The organism is Mucilaginibacter sp. cycad4 (assembly GCF_034263275.1).
In the GTDB taxonomy this organism is placed as follows: Bacteria; Bacteroidota; Bacteroidia; order Sphingobacteriales; family Sphingobacteriaceae; genus Mucilaginibacter.
In genome coordinates this window covers 4,793,620-4,812,309 of sequence record NZ_CP139559.1, presented here as the reverse complement: position 1 = coordinate 4,812,309, position 18,690 = coordinate 4,793,620, and the positions used below count along the sequence as shown (strand labels likewise).

Sequence of the window (18,690 nt, the reverse complement as noted above, 5' to 3'; positions counted from 1 at the left end):
GCATCTTCAAAATTTCAAATCACCGAATCTTCAAATTAAATTACGCGTTTTGAGCAGCTTTTTTGCCTTTTGCTTTAGCTACTACTTCGTCCTGTACGTTGCGTGGTGCTTCAGCATAGTGATCAAACTCCATGGTTGAAGTAGCACGGCCAGAAGTGATAGTACGTAACTGGGTTACATAACCAAACATTTCTGAAAGTGGTACAGTTGCTTTAATAACCTGTGCACCGGCACGTGAATCCATACCTAAAAGCTGGCCACGACGACGGTTCATGTCACCGATTACATCACCCATGTTTTCTTCAGGGGTAAGGATCTCGATTTTCATGATCGGCTCAAGTAATACCGGTTTACATTTTGGCAATGCCTCACGGTAAGCCATCTTAGCAGCTAACTCGAAAGATAGCGCGTCCGAATCGACTGCGTGGAATGAACCATCAATTAAACGTACTTTTAAGCTTGTTAACGGATAGCCGGCCAATACACCATTTACCATTGAAGCTTCGAAGCCTTTTTGTACAGATGGGATAAACTCACGAGGGATTGAACCACCGCTAATTTCATTCACAAACTGTAAGCCTTCTTTACCTTCATCGTTAGGTGAAAGAATAACCTGGATATCAGCAAATTTACCACGGCCACCGGTTTGTTTCTTATATGTTTCGCGATGTTGGATAGTACCTGTGATAGATTCTTTGTAAGCTACTTGTGGAGCACCCTGGTTAACCTCAACTTTAAACTCACGTTTTAAGCGGTCCATGATGATATCTAAGTGAAGCTCACCCATACCTGAAATTACAGTCTGGCCGGTTTCTTCGTCAGAGTTTACACGGAAGGTTGGATCCTCTTCGGCTAATTTACCTAAAGCCATACCTAATTTATCAACGTCGGCCTGAGTTTTAGGCTCAATCGCTAAGCCGATAACCGGTTCAGGGAAGTTCATTGACTCCAGGATGATCGGGTGTTTCTCGTCGCAAAGGGTATCACCTGTTTTGATATCTTTAAAGCCTACTACCGCAGCAATATCACCTGCACCTACGTTAGGGATAGGGTTTTGCTTGTTAGCATGCATCTGGAAGATACGAGAGATACGCTCTTTGTTATCTGAACGCATGTTGTGAACGTATGAACCGGCTTCAAGGTTACCTGAGTAAACACGGATAAAGCACAAACGACCTACGAACGGATCGGTTGCAATTTTAAATGCTAAAGCTGCAAATGGCTCTTTAACATCCGGTTTACGTAAAATCTCTTCGCCTGTATCAGGGTTAGTACCAACAATACCTTCAACATCCATAGGTGATGGCAATAATTCCATCACATAGTCAAGCATGGTTTGTACACCTTTGTTTTTGAATGATGAACCGCAAACCATAGGAACGATCTTAGCGTCCAAAACTGCTTTACGTAAAGCGTCAAGCACTTCACGCTCAGTGATAGTTTCAGGAGCATCAAAGAATTTTTCCATCAGGCTTTCGTCATACTCAGCTACTGATTCCAATAATTTCTCTCTCCACTCGGTAGCTTCTTCAAGCATATCATCAGGGATAGGCACTTCAGTAAAGGTCATACCTTTATCATGCTCATTCCAAACGATACCTCTCCAGTTGATCAGGTCAACAACACCTTTAAAGTGTTCTTCGGCACCGATAGGTAACTGAAGCGGAACAGCGTTGCTGCCCAACATGCTTTTAACCTGTTTAACAACGTTTAAGAAATCGGCACCAGAACGGTCCATCTTATTAACGAAACCGATACGGGCAACGTTATAGTTGTTAGCAAGTCTCCAGTTTGTTTCAGATTGAGGCTCAACACCGTCAACCGCGCTGAAAAGGAACACCAAACCGTCAAGTACACGTAATGAACGGTTTACCTCTACGGTAAAGTCCACGTGACCCGGGGTATCAATGATGTTCATATGATAGTTGTGGCCCCTGTATTTCCAGTTAACGGTAGTAGCAGCAGAGGTGATGGTAATACCACGTTCCTGCTCCTGCGCCATCCAGTCCATAGTTGCGGCACCTTCGTGTACTTCACCAATTTTGTGGCTTACACCAGCATAGTAAAGGATACGCTCGGTAGTGGTAGTTTTACCAGCATCAATGTGTGCGGCAATACCTATGTTTCTTGTATATCTTAGATCTCTTGACATGTTAATTATTGAGTTATTGAATTATTGAATTAGTGATTTCAATGAATTATGAGAGTTAATTGATAACTCACTTTTATTAGTATCACTGATTTTTACCAGATGAATTGGCGAAATAATGAATTACTGATTAGCATAATGTTACCTAATCAATAATTCACTAATTCAATAATTCGCTAATTAGAATCTAAAGTGTGAGAACGCTTTGTTGGCTTCAGCCATTTTGTGCGTATCTTCTTTCTTCTTAACAGCAGCACCTTCGCCTTTTGCAGCAGAAATGATTTCACCGGCTAATTTTTCCATCATGGTTTTTTCACCACGACGACGGGCATAGCTGATCAACCATTTCATACCTAAAGCTACCTTACGCTCAGGACGAACCTCGGTAGGTACCTGGAAGTTAGCACCACCTACACGGCGGCTTTTTACTTCAACAGCAGGCATTACGTTGTTTAAAGCTTTTTTCCAGGTTTCTAAACCGTTTTCGCTTGTTTTTTTCTCAACAATATCAACGGCGTTGTAAAATATAGCGTATGCGGTAGATTTTTTACCATCATACATCATGTTGTTTACAAACCTTGTTACCAAAGTATCATTGAACTTTGGATCAGGAAGGATAATTCTCTTTTTTGGTTTTGACTTTCTCATTGCTTTCTATCCTCCTTAATTATTTCTTTTTACCTTTTGTTGGCGCTGCTGCTACCTGACCTGGTTTAGGACGTTTGGTACCATATTTTGAACGACGCTGGTTACGGCCGGCTACACCTGATGTATCCAGTGCACCACGGATGATGTGGTAACGTACACCTGGTAAGTCTTTAACACGACCACCGCGGATCAAAACGATAGAGTGCTCCTGTAAGTTGTGACCTTCACCTGGGATGTAAGCGTTTACTTCTTTTCCGTTGGTTAAGCGCACACGGGCAACTTTACGCATTGCTGAGTTTGGTTTTTTAGGGGTAGTGGTGTACACACGGGTGCACACGCCTCTTCGCTGTGGACAGCTGTCCAACGCTGGTGACTTACTCTTGTCAACCAGAGCTACTCTACCTTTTCTAACTAATTGCTGAATAGTAGGCATTTCTTGCTTTTTTGTCTAATAATTTTATCCCGCATTTCGGGACTGCAAAAGTACGAACATTATTTTTGATTTTCAAGTAGTTGTGTGAAAGTTTTTTTGAGGGGAAGAAGTTGAGGGTGTGATGATTAAAAATTTGTTTTTAGTGAGGGGAACTGTCTGAACTTGAATTTATGGAATGGAGGAATTAGCAGAATATAAAGTAAATTCAATAAATTCTAATAATTTGTTTAATTCGAGTTCAGACAAAAACAAACTAACCTTTAATCTCCAACCTCCAATCACTAATGGGGGCAATGCCTTCGGCCCGGGCTGTACGTTCATACGCCTGCAGGCTTAGCGCTCATTGGCCGGTATCCACTTCCATCCCTATTGCAGGTATTTACGTAATAAAAAGGGCCGGTTACCGATGTGACCTGGTTTAGGAAACAGCGGGCCGGCCCGTAATACTTTATATAATTATTTAATCAGGGAACTTATTCTTTTACCTTGTTCCAGGTATCGCGGTTAAAAGCCAGTACTTTGACGGGGTTGCCGCTTGCATCTTTAGTGAATTTTAAGGGAAAGCCAAAGGCTTGATTTAAAAACAGCACATCTGATAGAGGCTTAAAATTGATCTCCTTGCCATCCCATGATTGCTTAAGCGTTAAACCATCGGGTATAGCGGTGATGGTCAGAAAAAGATCAGCCCTTTCGTCTGATTGGTATTTGCCTGCTAAAACTTTTATTTGCTCGGGTTGCAGCTGTATTTCTTTAGGAGGGGTATAGCTTTTGATCTTTGTCCATATTTGCCTGCCGCCTAAAGTGATCTGGGCTATTTCACCAGCCTCATTTTTTGAAAATACAACCGGGATCTTTTCATCTCCGTCATCATCTAAGAACTCAAACTCAAGATCTGATTTGCGGGTTAAAGTTAGTTTTTGATCTCCCCCCAGCTGTTGTGCAACTAATTTATCGCCATCAGTAACTACTTTGTAAACCCTGAACTCATTTTCTTTTTGCTGATAAATACCCTCAAAAGCTTTAAGCGGAATTTCAGCGGTGATGGCCATGACATGTTTGGCCGGAGCGGCGTTAATTGGTTTAAGAGCAATACTGTTTGTTAAGGTAAATACTGCAATAAATGCTATCTGCCATTTATTATAGTTGAAGATTTTTTTCAGGCCGGTCATTTTTAACAGGTTTATGATGTATGACTCAAACTTAGGAAAAAAGATTTATACAAACCAAATTTAATCAAAATAAAGTTCTGTTATTATTGTATAATGTAATATTTAATTTGTTTTTGTTGTGTATAACCAAATCTTTCGAAATAAAATATCGAAATGAATGCTGGGGATGATCAAGCAAAAAGAGCACCGTTAAAATCCGGCGCCCTCTTTCATCACTCACTAAAACTACTTATAGAAAACTTAAATTAATAGCCGCGGTCGCGATAATGACCGTGGTCGTCACCGTTATGGTAACCATTATTATAACCGTTGTTATATCCGTTACGGTACCTGTGGTGGTGGCCGTATCCTTCACGTACCACGCAACCTGAGGTTACGGATACTACTGCTGATATTAATAGTGCCAAAGCAACAAATTTCCTTTTCATGGTGTAAAAATCTTTAATGCATCATCTATATTGAAGATGTACACATATATGACTGATTTAAATAGAAAAGGATTAATTGGGGTTACTTATTACATTTTTTTTGAATAATTGAGAATAGGTTTCTCAATTATGGTATAAAATAAAGCAGCAAAACATACACAGGCTGATATGGTAAGGCCGAAAAGGACTACCGGATTTGATAAATGAGCTTTGGCAAATTTCAAAAAGAAAAATATAGTTATTGTATGAGTGAGGTATAATGAGTAGGAGATATTACCCAAAAACAGCAAGGGCCTGTAGGGCTTTTTATTAAATAAAAGGATAATTAGTGTAGTAGCAAACGGCAGTATACCGGTTATGATAGAAACTTGCCAAACAACAATGGCGCAAAAAGCTGTAAGATAGATTACTGTGGTTTGCAGCCTGATTTTACCGATCACACACATGAATCCAATATAGCCTGCTGCAAAATCATACCAATACGTAAATACCAAATTACGTACATTTAGTCTGGCGAACATACATATTATACTTATGCCGCAAACTATCAGGATGGAAACTGCAGGCTTGCAGCGCGTTAATAACGAAAAGAACAGGCCCAACAAAATGTAATATTGAAATTCAATTGCTAAAGTCCAAAAGATGGGCGAATACCAGCTGTAATCTTTAAACAACGCAGCAATATGAAATATATTTACCGCAAATTGTTTGATGTTAAAGCTTTGCCAGGGCACAATACCTAATATGAAAAGCAGGGCAATAGTTGCCCAATAAGGGGGCTCAATCCTGAATAACCTTTTTAAGATGAAGTGCGGAAACCCGGAAAGGGTGTAATTGAGCTTACTTAATGAATAAGGAAGAACAAAACCGGATATCACAAAAAATATCGAAACACCGAGTTGCCCGCTCATGAACAGCTGTTTAACAAGTGGACTATATGTTTCAGTATTCATTATGTAATAATGAGTACCGCATACACCTAATGCAGCTAATCCCCGTAATAAAACAATACTTTCTATCTTCCCCTGATATTTAAACACTCCCGAATATCTGATAAATATTTTTGTAATAAAAGGGGGAAATTATATTGAAAAACAAATGGGAAAGTTTGGCTTTGATGGCAATAATAAATTTAATATGCTATCCCGTTAACGGTTTTGGTTATTATATATTGATAGTTTCCCTATACTCCTGCTGAATGATAAGCAAACAATTAGCACACAAACACCCCTCATACAGTTCACTTACATGCTGCACTTCGTTAATAGTAAGCTGCACGGTACTGCACTGGCATTTGGTGAATGAATTGGCTTTACATTCAAAAGGAACCTGGCAGCGTTCGCAACGGATGATTTCGTGTTTGGTCATTTGTTTTTAAGTCCGGAAGCCGGCATGTCCGCAAGTCCGAAAGATGGAGCTGCAAAAGCCGATAGTCAAAAATATCAATTAAACACAAATTGAATGTCAACGAAATCCCACTAAAAACGAAAAAGCCCATAAACCGAAGTTTAAGGGCTCTAAAAATTATCTTACCGACTTACGGACTTCCGACTTAAGCAGAGCAAGTCACGCAGCCTTCTTCCATTGAACAGGTTGGGCCTGCCGGAATTTCGTCGGCAACGGCATCAACAACGGCCGGGATAACCGGATCCATGTTTTTACCCCCCTGGTTTTCAACCGTAAATTTAACCGCTTGCGATGCTGCTTGTGTACGCAGGTAGTACATACCTGTTTTTAGGCCTTTTTTCCAAGCGTAGAAATGCATTGAAGTAAGTTTTGAAGCATTTGGCGAGTTGATGAACAGGTTTAATGATTGCGACTGGCAAATGTATGCACCCCTGTCGGCAGCCATATCAATAATACTGCGCATTTTGATCTCCCAAACAGTTTTGTACAATGCTTTGATATCAGCAGGGATCTCAGGGATCTCCTGGATTGAACCGTTAGCGCTGATGATCTTATCTTTCATGCTGGTGCTCCAAAGGCCAAGGTTAACCAGATCGCGCAGCAGGTATTTATTTACCACGATGAACTCACCGCTTAATACACGGCGGGTGTAAATGTTTGATGTATATGGCTCAAAGCACTCGTTGTTACCCAGGATCTGCGATGTTGAAGCAGTTGGCATAGGCGCAACTAATAAGGAGTTACGTACGCCATGGTTCATTACATCTAAACGCAGGTTTTCCCAATCCCAGCGACCGCTTTCTGGTTTTACTCCCCAAAGGTCGAATTGGAATTTACCTTGCGACAATGGTGAGCCCTTGAATGTTTCATAAGCACCATCTTTAATGGCCATATCTTTTGAAGCTGTCATTGCTGCAAAGTAGATGGTTTCAAAGATCTCGATGTTCAGTTTTTTAGCTTCTTCGCTTTCAAACGGCATACGCAACTGGATGAAAGTATCAGCCAAACCTTGCACACCTAAACCGATAGGGCGGTGACGTAAGTTTGAGTATTCAGCTTCTTTAACCGGGTAGTAGTTACCGTCAATGATCCGGTTAAGGTTGATGGTGGCCTGGTAAGTTACTTCATATAGTTTATCATGATCAAACGTGCCGTTGTTGATGTAACGCGGCAATGCTAATGATGCCAGGTTACAAACAGCTACTTCGTTTGCGTCGGTATACTCAATGATCTCGGTGCAGAGGTTTGAGCTTTTAATGGTACCCAGGTTTTGCTGGTTTGATTTACCATTGGCAGCATCCTTATATAATAAGTATGGCGTACCGGTTTCAACCTGTGCATCTAATACTGCAAACCACAATTCCTGTGCTTTTACCACGCGGCGCTGACGGCCTTCTTTTTCGTATTTGGTGTAAAGTTCTTCAAATTCCTTACCCCAGCAATCGGCCAGGCCGGGTGCTTCATGCGGACAGAATAAGCTCCAGTCTTCATTGGCTTCAACACGCTGCATGAACAGGTCAGATACCCAAAGGGCATAGAACAAATCGCGGGCACGCATCTCTTCCTTACCATGGTTTTTACGCAGATCAAGGAATTCAAAGATATCGGCATGCCATGGCTCTAAATAAACAGCGAAAGCGCCTTTACGTTTACCACCGCCCTGGTCAACATAACGTGCAGTATCATTAAATACGCGCAGCATTGGAATGATACCATTGCTGGTGCCATTAGTGCCGCTGATGTATGAGCCTGTAGCTCTCACATTGTGGATGCTTAAGCCGATACCGCCTGCGCTTTGCGAAATTTTAGCAGTTTGTTTTAATGTATCATAGATACCCTCAATGCTGTCATCCTTCATGGTTAACAGGAAGCATGATGACATTTGTGGTTTTGGTGTGCCTGCATTAAACAAGGTTGGTGTAGCATGTGTAAACCAGCGCTCGCTCATTAAGTGGTAAGTTTTGATAGCGCTTTCAATATCGTGCTTGTGGATCCCTACCGATACACGCATGAACAGGTGCTGAGGACGCTCGGCAATTTTGCCGTCTATTTTTAACAGGTATGATTTTTCAAGGGTTTTAAAGCCGAAGTAATCAAAACCAAAGTCGCGGTCATAAATGATGGTGCTGTCAAGCAGTTCAGCATTTTCCTGGATCACTTCCCACACATCATCGGCAATAAGCGATGCATCTTTACCCGTTTTCTTGTCAACATATTCATGCAGGAGGCGCATGGTTTCAGAAAACGACTTGATGGTGTTTTTGTGCAGGTTTGATACCGCAATGCGCGATGCAAGCAAAGCATAATCAGGGTGCTTGGTGGTTAATGAAGCGGCAGTTTCGGCGGCGAGGTTATCCAGCTCGGAGGTGGTTACGCCGTCAAATAAACCTTCAATTACCTTTTTAGCTACATCAATAGGGTCAACTAATTGAAACCCGTAGCACAGTTTTTCAATACGCGCGGTGATCTTGTCAAATTTTACGGACTCTCTTCTACCGTCTCTTTTTATTACGAACATTTTGCCCCTCCTTTTGCCCCGTTAAAAGCGAAGCTTTTTTAGTTAATATTATAGTGATTTGATTATTTTCTGAACCTTGATTTTCCTGATTTGAGGATTGACCTGAAATTGAAGCTGCTAACTAATCTCTGATCTCTAACCTCTCTCCCTAAAAATCATCATCAAGCGAAAAGCTTTTGCTTTCGGCCGATGCGTTTAATACACCACTTTTTTGATAATCGCCAACGCGTTTTTCAAAAAAGTTGGTTTTGCCCTGCAGCGATATCATTTCCATGAAATCGAACGGATTGGTTGCGTTGTAAAATTTGTCGTAACCAAGCTCGCTTAGCCACCTGTCGGCCACAAATTCAATGTACTGGCTCATCAGTTTGGCGTTCATTCCTATCAGGTTAACCGGCAGTGCGTCGGTTACAAATTCTTTTTCAATTTCAACTGCGTCGGTAATGATCCTGGTAACCTGTTCCTGCGGCAGTTTGTTTTCGAGCATGCCATATAATAAGCAGGCAAATTCGCAGTGCGAGCCTTCATCACGCGAGATCAGCTCATTGCTGAAAGTCAGGCCTGGCATCAAGCCGCGTTTTTTAAGCCAGAATATAGAGCAGAAGCTACCGGAAAAGAAGATTCCTTCTACCGCTGCGAAAGCCACTAAACGTTCGGCAAAATTGCCGTTGTTGATCCATTTCAATGCCCACTCCGCTTTTTTACCTACGCATGGCACAGTTTCAATGGCGTGGAAAAGACGGTCTTTTTCGGTTGGATCTTTTACATAGGTATCTATAAGCAGTGCATAGGTTTCAGAGTGGATGTTTTCCATCATGATCTGGAAACCGTAAAAGCAACGTGCTTCGGGTAATTGTACTTCGCTCATGAAGTTTACCGCCAGGTTTTCGTTCACAATACCGTCACTTGCAGCAAAAAATGCAAGTATGTGTGAAATGAAATGTTTTTCACCCGAATTAAGATTTTCCCAGTGTTTAAGGTCGTCCGAAAGGTCGATTTCCTCAGCGGTCCAGAAGCTGGCTTCCGCTTTTTTATACATCTCCCAAATTGCGGGATACTTAATGGGAAGGATAACAAACCGGTCCTTGTTTTCCCGTAGTAATAATTCGTTTTCCAAACTCATTGGTGTCTACTTTATTAGTTTCTTTCTTCAATCAGGTATTCAGACACGAAAGCAAGCCCTACTTTTCAATAAAGCTTTAAATTTTGATGCCTTCGGATTTACTCCTTAGCAACTGTATTGTGTAACTTTCTGACAGCCAGTTATTTAATTAGAAGTTGACGAATGCGTCTGGCTGCCGGCTGAACGCCTTTTTATTACCTTGCTGAGCAAAGTTAATGTTTGAGTTGTGTAGTTGTGAATGATAGTTTTTCACAAACCCCCGAGTTATCCACACTTTATCGGCACTTGTTATATTGATGAAAAATTAATGGACTTGAAAACAGCTGATTAAAAATTTGATTGAAATTTGCAGGCCTTTATACTTGCGGATTACGATAATTTAACATTATAAATTACTTGACTTAACACCGACAATTATTGCCAATAATGAAATGCTTTTACTTGCAGCAGGTATCAATATTTAAATGCGAAATTAAAAGGTTGCTGCAGGCCGGTATGTGGAAAACAATTACGCCCGTTAATCATAAACTAACGGATGTATTCCTTAAAGTTGTGCGATTTATTTTACTTCCTCAACCGGAACAAATTTCATTGATACTGAATTTACACAATGGCGGGTGTTTTTCGGGGTCATGTATTCACCTTCAAACACATGGCCCAGATGTGCACCACAGTTAGCACACAGGATCTCTACCCTGCGGCCATCAGCGTCTACCTCGCGGCGAACAGCTCCTTCAATTTCATCGTCAAAACTTGGCCAGCCGCAAAACGATTCAAACTTATCTTCCGATCGGTACAACGGCGCATCGCAGCGTTTGCAAACGTATAAACCTTGCGCCTTATTGTTCAATAAAGAGCCGGTGAACGGCCTTTCGGTACCTTTGTATAATATTACCCTTTCTTCATCGGGTGTTAATTGATTGTATTCCATTATAATTATTGATTTATTGAGTTAGTGCGTTAGTGAATTTGCCTTGTTTCACTTATATAAAGATACGACAAATTGAGGCGATGTAATGTTTTGCCGGTTGATGTTTACACTGGTTTGACGGGGAAAACAAGTTAACTGCCGCGGGCTTTCAGCCCGTGGTTAAGCATGCTTTCAGCTTTCAGCTGACGTGATGTAAGCTGAAAGCTTACCGGTAATACCCACGGGCTGGAAGCCCGCGGTAGAGGAGGAGTTCAATGTCCCGCGTCCAGTTTTTTTAACAGCTCAAGGCCTTTATTCCATTCACCATAACCTGCTGATACATTGATATGGCCGGCATCGCCGATATTTACTATCTCACTTCCCCAACTGTCTGCAAATAACAAGGCTCGTTCCCTGCTTACATAGAAATCATTATTGCTAACTACGGTTATTGATTTGAATGGTAGCTTGCCTAATGACATCGGCGTAAAACCACTTGTGCCGGTTGGATAGCTATCCGCTTCGGTATCACTCGGCGCAACCAGTAATACACCCTTTATTCCAATGTTATATTGCTTTGCCCACGAGGCTATGGCAGCACAAGCCAGGCTGTGACCAACTAAGATTACGTTTTCCGGATCATAGCGGTTTACATAATCATTTATAGTTTTTATCCAATCGCTGCAAATCGGCGTGTCCCAATCCTGTTGTTCAATACGGGTAAAATTGAACTGCTTTTCCCAAATGCTTTGCCAGTGTTGCGGGTCTGAATTACCCAATCCCGGGTGTATAAGAATATCAGCGTTGAAAGTCATAATTTCAGTAAGATGTTTAATAACCTCATAATTGAATGTTCAATAATATGATATGGATTTTTAAATAGTTGCCCGTAGGCCAAAGTAGCTAAGCTCCCCCTTTAGGAAGCTGGGGGGCTTCAGCAATTTGTTTGATCACTTCATTCCTCTTCACTAACAATCGTGTCATGTAGTTAGACAGGAACAGAAAGTTCACCGCTTCTCCAAATATTCCACCCGGCGATTCAAAAGTAAAAATATCCCGCATCATGGTTTGGTTAAGGATAGGATAAAAATAATGCTCATGTGTAAAGCTTTTGAAAGCACCCTCAACCTGGATATCGGTAAAGTAATTTGGATATTCCATTTCGGTGATCTTTGAGGTAAGGTTTTGCCATATGCCGAAATGCTTTGCCCTCCAGGTAACGGTTTCGCCAAGCCCGATCAGGCCGCTCGTTCGACCGGCAATAGCCCGTTCGCCGGTATGACTTGTTGATTCCACATGCACATCAATATTGCGGGCAATATCAAAAACTTTTTCAACCGGAGCATTAATATGGGTAGCAAGTAAAATTTGTGACGGCATGTGGTATAAAAAAGGCTATTGAATAACAACAGCCTAAATATAATATTACGCTTTGCAAATAATCAGCGTAATCATCAAAATCAAAAAACAATCAACGGTTAAAATTCCGCATTCTTAGGGAACCTTGGGAAAGGGATCACATCACGGATATTTCCCATGCCCGTAACAAATAGTACCAAACGCTCAAACCCTAAACCAAAGCCGGCATGCGGACAAGAGCCGAAACGGCGGGTATCCAGGTACCACCACAGTTCTTCGGTAGGGATGCCCATTTCGTTCATACGCTGTTCAAGCTTGTCTAAACGTTCCTCGCGCTGTGAGCCGCCAACGATTTCGCCGATGCCCGGGAACAGGATATCCATGGCGCGTACGGTTTTGCCGTCGTCGTTCTGGCGCATGTAAAACGCCTTGATCTCTTTAGGATAATCAGTGAGGATCACCGGCTTTTTGAAATGCTTTTCAACCAGGTAACGCTCATGCTCGCTTTGCAGATCGGTACCCCATCCTTCAACCGGGTAAACAAACTTTTTCTTTTTGTTCGGGGTCGATTCTTTCAGGATGTCGATGGCTTTGGTATAAGTGAGGCGCTCGAAATCGTTATTTAAGCAGAATTGCAATTTTTCAAGCAGTGTCATTTCTGAGCGCTCGTTTTGCGGTTTGGTTTTTTCCTCTTCAGTTAAGCGCTGGGTTAAAAACTCGATGTCATCAGCATTTTTATCCAAAGCGTATTTGATCACATATTTCAACATGTCCTCGGCAAGGTCCATGTTGTCAACCAAATCGTTAAAGGCAACTTCGGGCTCAATCATCCAAAACTCGGCCAGGTGACGTGTCGTATTTGAATTTTCAGCACGGAAAGTTGGGCCGAACGTATAAATATCGCTCAGGGCCATAGCACCAAGTTCACCTTCCAACTGGCCAGATACGGTTAAGTTAGTAGCGCGGCCAAAAAAGTCCTGCTTGAAATCAATCTCGCCGGTATCAGTTTTGGGGATGTTGTCCAGGTCGAAGTTGGTTACGTGGAATGTTTCGCCGGCACCTTCCGCATCTGAGGCGGTAATTACAGGTGTATGCAGATAAACAAAGCCGCGCTCCTGGAAAAACTGGTGCACCGCGAAGGCCAGGCTGTTACGCACCCTGAAAATGGCGCCGAATGTACTGGTACGGAAACGCAGGTGGGCGTTCTCCCTCAAAAACTCAAGGCTATGCTTTTTTGGTTGGATGGGATACTTTTCAGGATCGCTGTCGCCTAAAATCTCAATCTCGGTTGCTACAACTTCAACAGTTTGGCCTTTGCCTAAAGATGCAATGAGTTTACCTTCAACACTTAGTGCTGCCCCAACGGTAATGCGTTTAAGTAAAGCCGGGTCGGTGTTTTCAAAGTCAACAACGATCTGGATGTTATTATTAGTTGAGCCATCATTCAAAGCAATAAAACGATTTGAACGGAATGCACGCACCCATCCTTTAACTGTTACATCAATTTCGGTTTGCTGGCTTTGCAGCAATGCTTTGATCTTAGTTCGCTGACTCATATTATGTATAATTTTTAGAGTCGCAAAAATACAATTAATTATGAAAGCGCACTTTGAAACATGAGCTAAAAAACACAGTGCCGGTTACAATATGAAAAGGAAATATCGGAGGAGAAGGGGAAGCGGGAAAATGAAAACCTGTAAAATTAAAAACACAGCCGGGAACGTCTAAGTTCCCGGCCATTTCTTTTTACGCTTACTTGCCTGATACCATAATGGTGTCACGACGGTTTAAGCTTGGCGCCGCCTGACCGCCAACCATAATCGTGTCTTTGGTTTTATTCACCGACTGATTAAGGCTTTTTTTAGTGCTAATGCTATCCTGTTTAGGAGCAACACTATTTTTTTGACAGCCCGCCAGTAACATGAATGATACTGAGGCGATTAATAATAGAGCTTTTTTCATAAAACAAATTTACAACTAATACGAATAATAAATTCGCTAAGTTACAAAATACGAAAGTTAATACTTGAGTGTTACTTTAAACTTGCCTTCGCTAAAAAAAATCTTATCCGGATGGCTTCCAGGAGAACTATCGCTTACTTTCAGGAATTTGAGCTCAAAAAATCCCTGTAATATCTTATCGGTTTGATTATATGAAATTATAGTTACTGAACTAAGATGAGTAGGGTCGGCAACATAATGGCCCGAATGTGTACCTGACTTTGTAATAAGGTAATAATTTTCGTTGGCTTTGAGGGTGTAGTATCCAACGCCATCAAACACAATTTTAAAACCAACCTGCTCTTCTTCGCCCGCAATGTTACTTTTGGCCGATACAGTAATAGTATCGCCGAGGATATTTGAACCCGCAGGATCGGCCTCCCATTTAGTATTATTTTTTTGCGCAAGTATAAAATCAGGAGCAACCGGAAAATTGCAGCAATCCTTCTTTTTGCAGGCCGAAAAAAGGAGGGCCACGGCTAACATAAACCAGGTATATTTCATTACTTCGGCGATGACAGGTTAACTAATTGTACAGGTAATATAAAGGTATTTAAAAGTAAGGCATATTATGCAGGCTTTCAGTAAGTTTGCCGCTCATTTAATTTTTTGCCCATGAACCCCAGATTGAGCCTTGTTATTGGCATTTTATGCATCTCTTTCTCGCCGATATTTGTAAAGCTTGCCGGGGTATCGCCAATTGGTTCGGCATTTTACAGGGTGTTTGTGGCATGGGTTTGCCTGGCGCCCTTTTGCATAATTAAAAGGAAACTTAAGGTAGATAAAAAACAGCTGTTGATATCTATAGCCGCAGGCATGGTTTTCGCCCTTGATATTGCCGTATGGAATATTTCGCTGTTAAAGATCAGCGCTACCGTATCAACCCTTATTGCCAACCTGGCCCCGGTATGGGTGGGTTTGATGAGCTTCCTGTTTTTAAGAAAGCGGTCGGGCCTGTTATTCTGGATAGGTACGCTTATTGCCATCGCCGGTATGGTTGTTTTGGTAGGTTATGAACACATTTTGCACATGGAGCTTAATGCCGGCATACTGCTGGCCATACTTGCCAGCTTTTTTTATGCCACTTATATCATGATCACCAAAAATATTATGGCAGGTATTGATGTGTTTAGCTTTATGTTTTACAGTATGCTTAGCGCCAGTATTTTTTTATTGATGATCAATGGATATATGCATAACGATATTGTTCATCTGTCGTTAAAAGTGTGGCTTTGCTTTGTTGGTATGGGGCTTATTTGCCAGTTAGCAGGCTGGCTAACCATCAATTACTCGTTACGTTACCTGGAACCAACCAGGGTTTCCATTGCGTTATTGAGCCAAACGGTTTTTGCCGGGTTACTTGCTGCTTTTTTACTTCATGAGCGCCTAGGTTTTAATGAGATTGTTGGCAGCGTCATTGTTTTGGGAGGGATAGCTGTAACTTTTTTAAAGCCAGGTAAAAAACCAGCTAATATCATTTAAAATAGTTTTCCTGTAGTAAACTCTATATCTTTGCTATTCATGAACATTATCACCAGGCGAACGATTCTTTATTACATCAACGAATATCCGCTTGCAGCAAACTCTTTAAAAAACTGGTATGAAGAGATTTCAAAATCCGACTTTAGCAGTTTTAATGAGTTGAAAAATGTTTATGGTAATGCAAGCATCATAGCAAATAACAGGGTTATTTTTAATATAAAAGGGAACTCTTTCAGGCTTATTGTATCATTTAACTTTGAGGTGCAAACTTTATATGTTATATGGTTTGGCACCCATAAAGAATATGATAAAGTGGATGCAGCAAATGTCAGGTATTTTAAAGGCCCGGGAAAGTTATAAAAACATACAAGCAAATGAATTGGAAGGTTTTAAAAACAGAGGATGAATATGATGTAGCTCTTGAAAGGACTATTGAAATATTTCACACCGAAAAAGGTTCTCCTGAATTTGAGGAGCTGGAACTTCTTTTGTTATTGGTGAAAGATTATGAAGACCGGCATTACCCCATACCCGATCCGGATCCGCTTGAGGTGATTAAGCTTAAGTTAGAAGAAAAGGGCCTGAAGCAAAAAGATCTTGAACATATCATTGGGTCAAAAGGATATGTATCACAGGTGTTATCCGGTAAAAAAGAACTTACGCTAAAAATGGTTAAGGGACTGCACCGTTATTTAGGGATATCTGCGGATATACTTTTAGCCGACAGATAATTATAATTCAAAATATTCATGATTCAAAAATCCACTATCGACCGTATTATGGAAGCCACCGACATTGTGGAGGTGATAGGGGAATTTGTGCAGTTAAAAAAGCGCGGGGCTAACTACGTAGGCCTTTCGCCTTTTGCAAATGAGCGTACCCCATCATTCACGGTGTCGCCGGCAAAAGGTATTTTTAAAGATTTCTCGACGGGAAAAGGCGGTTCGGCGGTTACGTTTTTGATGGAGCTGGAAAAATTCAGCTATCCAGAAGCCCTGAAATGGCTGGCCAAAAAGTATGGGATTGAAGTTGAGGAAACCGTTGAGGCTCCTGAAAATAGGGAGGAAGAGCTTCGCCGGGAAAGCCTGATGATCGTATCTGCCTTTGCCGCTAAGTTTTTCCATGAAACCATGCTCGAAACCGAAGAAGGGCAAAGCATTGGTCTCAGTTACTTTAAAGAACGAGGTTTTACTGCCGAAACCATCAAGAAATTTGAGTTAGGCTATTCACCCGATCAGTGGGAAGCTTTTACAGGTGCTGCCATCAGGAATGGCTATAAAGAGCAGTTTTTGGTGGAAAGCGGCTTATCTGTAAAACGCGATAACGGGGCTTTGTTTGACCGGTACCGCGGCCGGGTGATGTTTCCCATCCATAGCTTTACCGGCAGGGTAATTGGCTTTGGCGGCCGTACGCTAAAAAAAGATAAGAACGTAGCTAAATACGTTAACTCGCCCGAGTCGGAGATCTACCATAAATCAAACGTACTTTACGGGCTTTATTTTGCTAAAAAGGCCATTCGTGAGCATGACAACTGTTACCTGGTAGAAGGTTATGCCGATGTACTTTCGGTGCACCAGGCAGGGGTTGAAAATGTGGTGGCTTCATCGGGAACATCGCTTACAACCGAGCAGATTAAGCTTATCGCCCGTTTTACCAAAAACATCACCATATTATATGATGGCGACGCGGCCGGGATCAAAGCATCGCTGCGTGGTTTGGATATGATCCTGGAGGAAGGCCTTAACGTAAAAGTGGTGCTTTTCCCGGATGGGCATGATCCGGATTCGTTTGTACAGTCGAAAGGTTCAAGTGCTTTCAAAAAACATATCGAGGAAAATAAAAAAGACTTTATCCTCTATAAAACCCAGATCCTGCTCAAAGAAGTTGGAAACGACCCGATAAAGAAAGCCGACGTAATCCGTGAAGTTGTTGAAAGTATTGCCAAGATTCCTGACAGCATTAAGGCATCGGTATTTATAAAAGAGTGTAGCGGTTTATTACAGATAGACGAGCGCGCCCTTTTATCCGAGCTTAATAAAATGCGTACGGCCAAGGCTAAAAAGGACGAGCAGCAGCGTCAACAACAAAATAACAGGTTTTCGGAAATGCCCGATGAACCTCATTTTTTTGATGAGCCCGTTGAGCCGGAACAGCCTGCTGTTAAGGAGGAAACCTCGCAGGAAAAGGAAATAGTGCGCCTGCTGTTGCTTTACGGCAATAAGATTATTGACTGGGACGGAAATTCAAATACGTATATAGGCCCATTCATTATTGCCGAATTAAGTGATGTTAACTTTGACAATGCCATTTGTAAGTTGATCGTTGACATTTACAGAAGCGAAGTGGAAAATGGCAACCTGCCGGATGATGCCACATTTATTCATCACGCCGATAAAGATATTGTTAACCTTACAGTAGATATATTGGCGACCAAGTACAGTTTGAGCGAAAACTGGTACGAGATGCACAAAATTAAGGTTAACGAGGAGCAGGAAAATATGAGGGCCACCATATTGGGCGGAATATTTCACCTTAAGCTTCATAAAGTTAAAAAGATATTAGATGAAGTTGTGTCCGAACTGAAAACGGCGCAGAGTGCTGAGGACCAGGATAATCTTCAAATAAAATACATCCGCATGAAAAAGGTGGAGAAATCAATATCAGATTTTTTAGGCACTGTAATTACCCGGTAATGGCGCAGCACCTCGAACTTGGTCGCACCGGCGAAGCATTAGCCAAAACCCACCTCGAAAAAGCGGGCTACGAGATCATTGATGAAAACTGGACTTACGGAAAAGCCGAGATAGATCTTATTGCTTATAAAGACAAGGTTATTATATTTACCGAAGTAAAAACCCGTACGGGCAACAGCTTTGGCGAACCAGAAGATTTTGTTGATAACCGTAAACAAAAACTGCTGGCCGAGGCCGCCGATGAATACATTTACCTCATGAACCACCAGGGCGAAGTGCGGTTTGATATTATCGCCATATTGTTTGACCGTAGCGGAAATTATATACTAAACCATATAGAAGATGCGTTTTGGCCTTCGGCCACATAACA

Annotated in this window: 20 protein-coding genes; 5 read left to right on the top strand and 15 right to left on the bottom strand. The window is 41.7% G+C overall.

Annotated elements, in window-relative coordinates; translation table 11 throughout:
* Positions 1-40: 40 nt before the first annotated feature.
* From fusA to SNE26_RS19300, 15 genes are all read right to left on the bottom strand, one after another.
* Positions 41-2,152: an elongation factor G gene (gene fusA, locus SNE26_RS19370; protein ID WP_321555551.1), complete on the bottom strand. Its 2,112-nt coding sequence runs from the start codon at positions 2,150-2,152 to the stop codon at positions 41-43.
* 177 nt (positions 2,153-2,329) lie between these two features.
* Positions 2,330-2,797: a 30S ribosomal protein S7 gene (rpsG, locus tag SNE26_RS19365; RefSeq protein WP_321555550.1), complete on the bottom strand. Its 468-nt coding sequence runs from the start codon at positions 2,795-2,797 to the stop codon at positions 2,330-2,332.
* 19 nt (positions 2,798-2,816) lie between these two features.
* Positions 2,817-3,230 carry a 30S ribosomal protein S12 gene (gene rpsL / locus SNE26_RS19360; protein WP_073405808.1) on the bottom strand — a complete coding sequence of 138 codons (414 nt, stop codon included), beginning with the start codon at positions 3,228-3,230 and terminating at the stop codon, positions 2,817-2,819.
* Between the two features lie 473 nt (positions 3,231-3,703).
* Positions 3,704-4,399 carry a hypothetical protein gene (locus tag SNE26_RS19355; protein ID WP_321555549.1) on the bottom strand — a complete coding sequence of 232 codons (696 nt, stop codon included), beginning with the start codon at positions 4,397-4,399 and terminating at the stop codon, positions 3,704-3,706.
* 245 nt (positions 4,400-4,644) lie between these two features.
* Complete coding sequence (locus SNE26_RS19350; protein WP_321555548.1) at positions 4,645-4,827, bottom strand: hypothetical protein; 183 nt, start codon at positions 4,825-4,827, stop codon at positions 4,645-4,647.
* Positions 4,828-4,916: 89 nt separating this feature from the next.
* On the bottom strand, positions 4,917-5,867 hold the full coding sequence (locus SNE26_RS19345) for an acyltransferase (RefSeq protein WP_321555547.1): 951 nt from the start codon (positions 5,865-5,867) through the stop codon (positions 4,917-4,919).
* Between the two features lie 124 nt (positions 5,868-5,991).
* Positions 5,992-6,195 carry a cysteine-rich CWC family protein gene (locus SNE26_RS19340; protein ID WP_321555546.1) on the bottom strand — a complete coding sequence of 68 codons (204 nt, stop codon included), beginning with the start codon at positions 6,193-6,195 and terminating at the stop codon, positions 5,992-5,994.
* A 184-nt stretch (positions 6,196-6,379) separates the two neighbouring features.
* Positions 6,380-8,752: a ribonucleoside-diphosphate reductase subunit alpha gene (locus SNE26_RS19335; protein ID WP_321555545.1), complete on the bottom strand. Its 2,373-nt coding sequence runs from the start codon at positions 8,750-8,752 to the stop codon at positions 6,380-6,382.
* A gap of 148 nt (positions 8,753-8,900) precedes the next feature.
* Positions 8,901-9,875 (bottom strand): ribonucleoside-diphosphate reductase small subunit, encoded by a 975-nt coding sequence (locus SNE26_RS19330; protein ID WP_321555544.1) that lies wholly within the window; start codon positions 9,873-9,875, stop codon positions 8,901-8,903.
* Between the two features lie 559 nt (positions 9,876-10,434).
* Positions 10,435-10,806 (bottom strand): methionine-R-sulfoxide reductase, encoded by a 372-nt coding sequence (locus SNE26_RS19325; protein WP_110585612.1) that lies wholly within the window; start codon positions 10,804-10,806, stop codon positions 10,435-10,437.
* Between the two features lie 251 nt (positions 10,807-11,057).
* Entirely contained in the window at positions 11,058-11,600 is a 543-nt protein-coding gene (locus SNE26_RS19320) for an alpha/beta hydrolase (protein ID WP_321555543.1), read from the bottom strand.
* Positions 11,601-11,688: 88 nt separating this feature from the next.
* On the bottom strand, positions 11,689-12,165 hold the full coding sequence (locus SNE26_RS19315) for an SRPBCC family protein (protein ID WP_321555542.1): 477 nt from the start codon (positions 12,163-12,165) through the stop codon (positions 11,689-11,691).
* Between the two features lie 98 nt (positions 12,166-12,263).
* Positions 12,264-13,700: an asparagine--tRNA ligase gene (gene asnS, locus SNE26_RS19310; protein WP_321555541.1), complete on the bottom strand. Its 1,437-nt coding sequence runs from the start codon at positions 13,698-13,700 to the stop codon at positions 12,264-12,266.
* 196 nt (positions 13,701-13,896) lie between these two features.
* Positions 13,897-14,106, bottom strand: coding sequence for a hypothetical protein (locus SNE26_RS19305; protein WP_321555540.1), 210 nt, complete (start codon positions 14,104-14,106; stop codon positions 13,897-13,899).
* A 57-nt stretch (positions 14,107-14,163) separates the two neighbouring features.
* The gene (locus SNE26_RS19300) at positions 14,164-14,649 is read right to left on the bottom strand and encodes a hypothetical protein (protein WP_321555539.1); all 486 of its coding nucleotides are present in this window, start codon (positions 14,647-14,649) and stop codon (positions 14,164-14,166) included.
* 111 nt (positions 14,650-14,760) lie between these two features.
* On the opposite strand from SNE26_RS19300, the gene SNE26_RS19295 reads away from it, so the two are divergent.
* From SNE26_RS19295 to SNE26_RS19275, 5 genes are read left to right on the top strand one after another with little or no spacing between them, the layout of a single operon-like run.
* Positions 14,761-15,627, top strand: coding sequence for a DMT family transporter (locus SNE26_RS19295; RefSeq protein ID WP_321555538.1), 867 nt, complete (start codon positions 14,761-14,763; stop codon positions 15,625-15,627).
* 39 nt (positions 15,628-15,666) lie between these two features.
* Positions 15,667-15,987 (top strand): type II toxin-antitoxin system HigB family toxin, encoded by a 321-nt coding sequence (locus SNE26_RS19290; protein ID WP_321555537.1) that lies wholly within the window; start codon positions 15,667-15,669, stop codon positions 15,985-15,987.
* A gap of 14 nt (positions 15,988-16,001) precedes the next feature.
* Complete coding sequence (locus SNE26_RS19285) at positions 16,002-16,358, top strand: helix-turn-helix domain-containing protein (RefSeq protein WP_321555536.1); 357 nt, start codon at positions 16,002-16,004, stop codon at positions 16,356-16,358.
* A gap of 18 nt (positions 16,359-16,376) precedes the next feature.
* Positions 16,377-18,320, top strand: a complete 1,944-nt coding sequence (gene dnaG / locus SNE26_RS19280) for a DNA primase (RefSeq protein WP_321555535.1) — start codon at positions 16,377-16,379, stop codon at positions 18,318-18,320.
* The gene (locus SNE26_RS19275) at positions 18,320-18,688 is read left to right on the top strand and encodes a YraN family protein (RefSeq protein ID WP_321555534.1); all 369 of its coding nucleotides are present in this window, start codon (positions 18,320-18,322) and stop codon (positions 18,686-18,688) included. The genes dnaG and SNE26_RS19275 overlap by 1 nt, the downstream gene beginning before the upstream one ends.
* Positions 18,689-18,690: the final 2 nt, after the last annotated feature.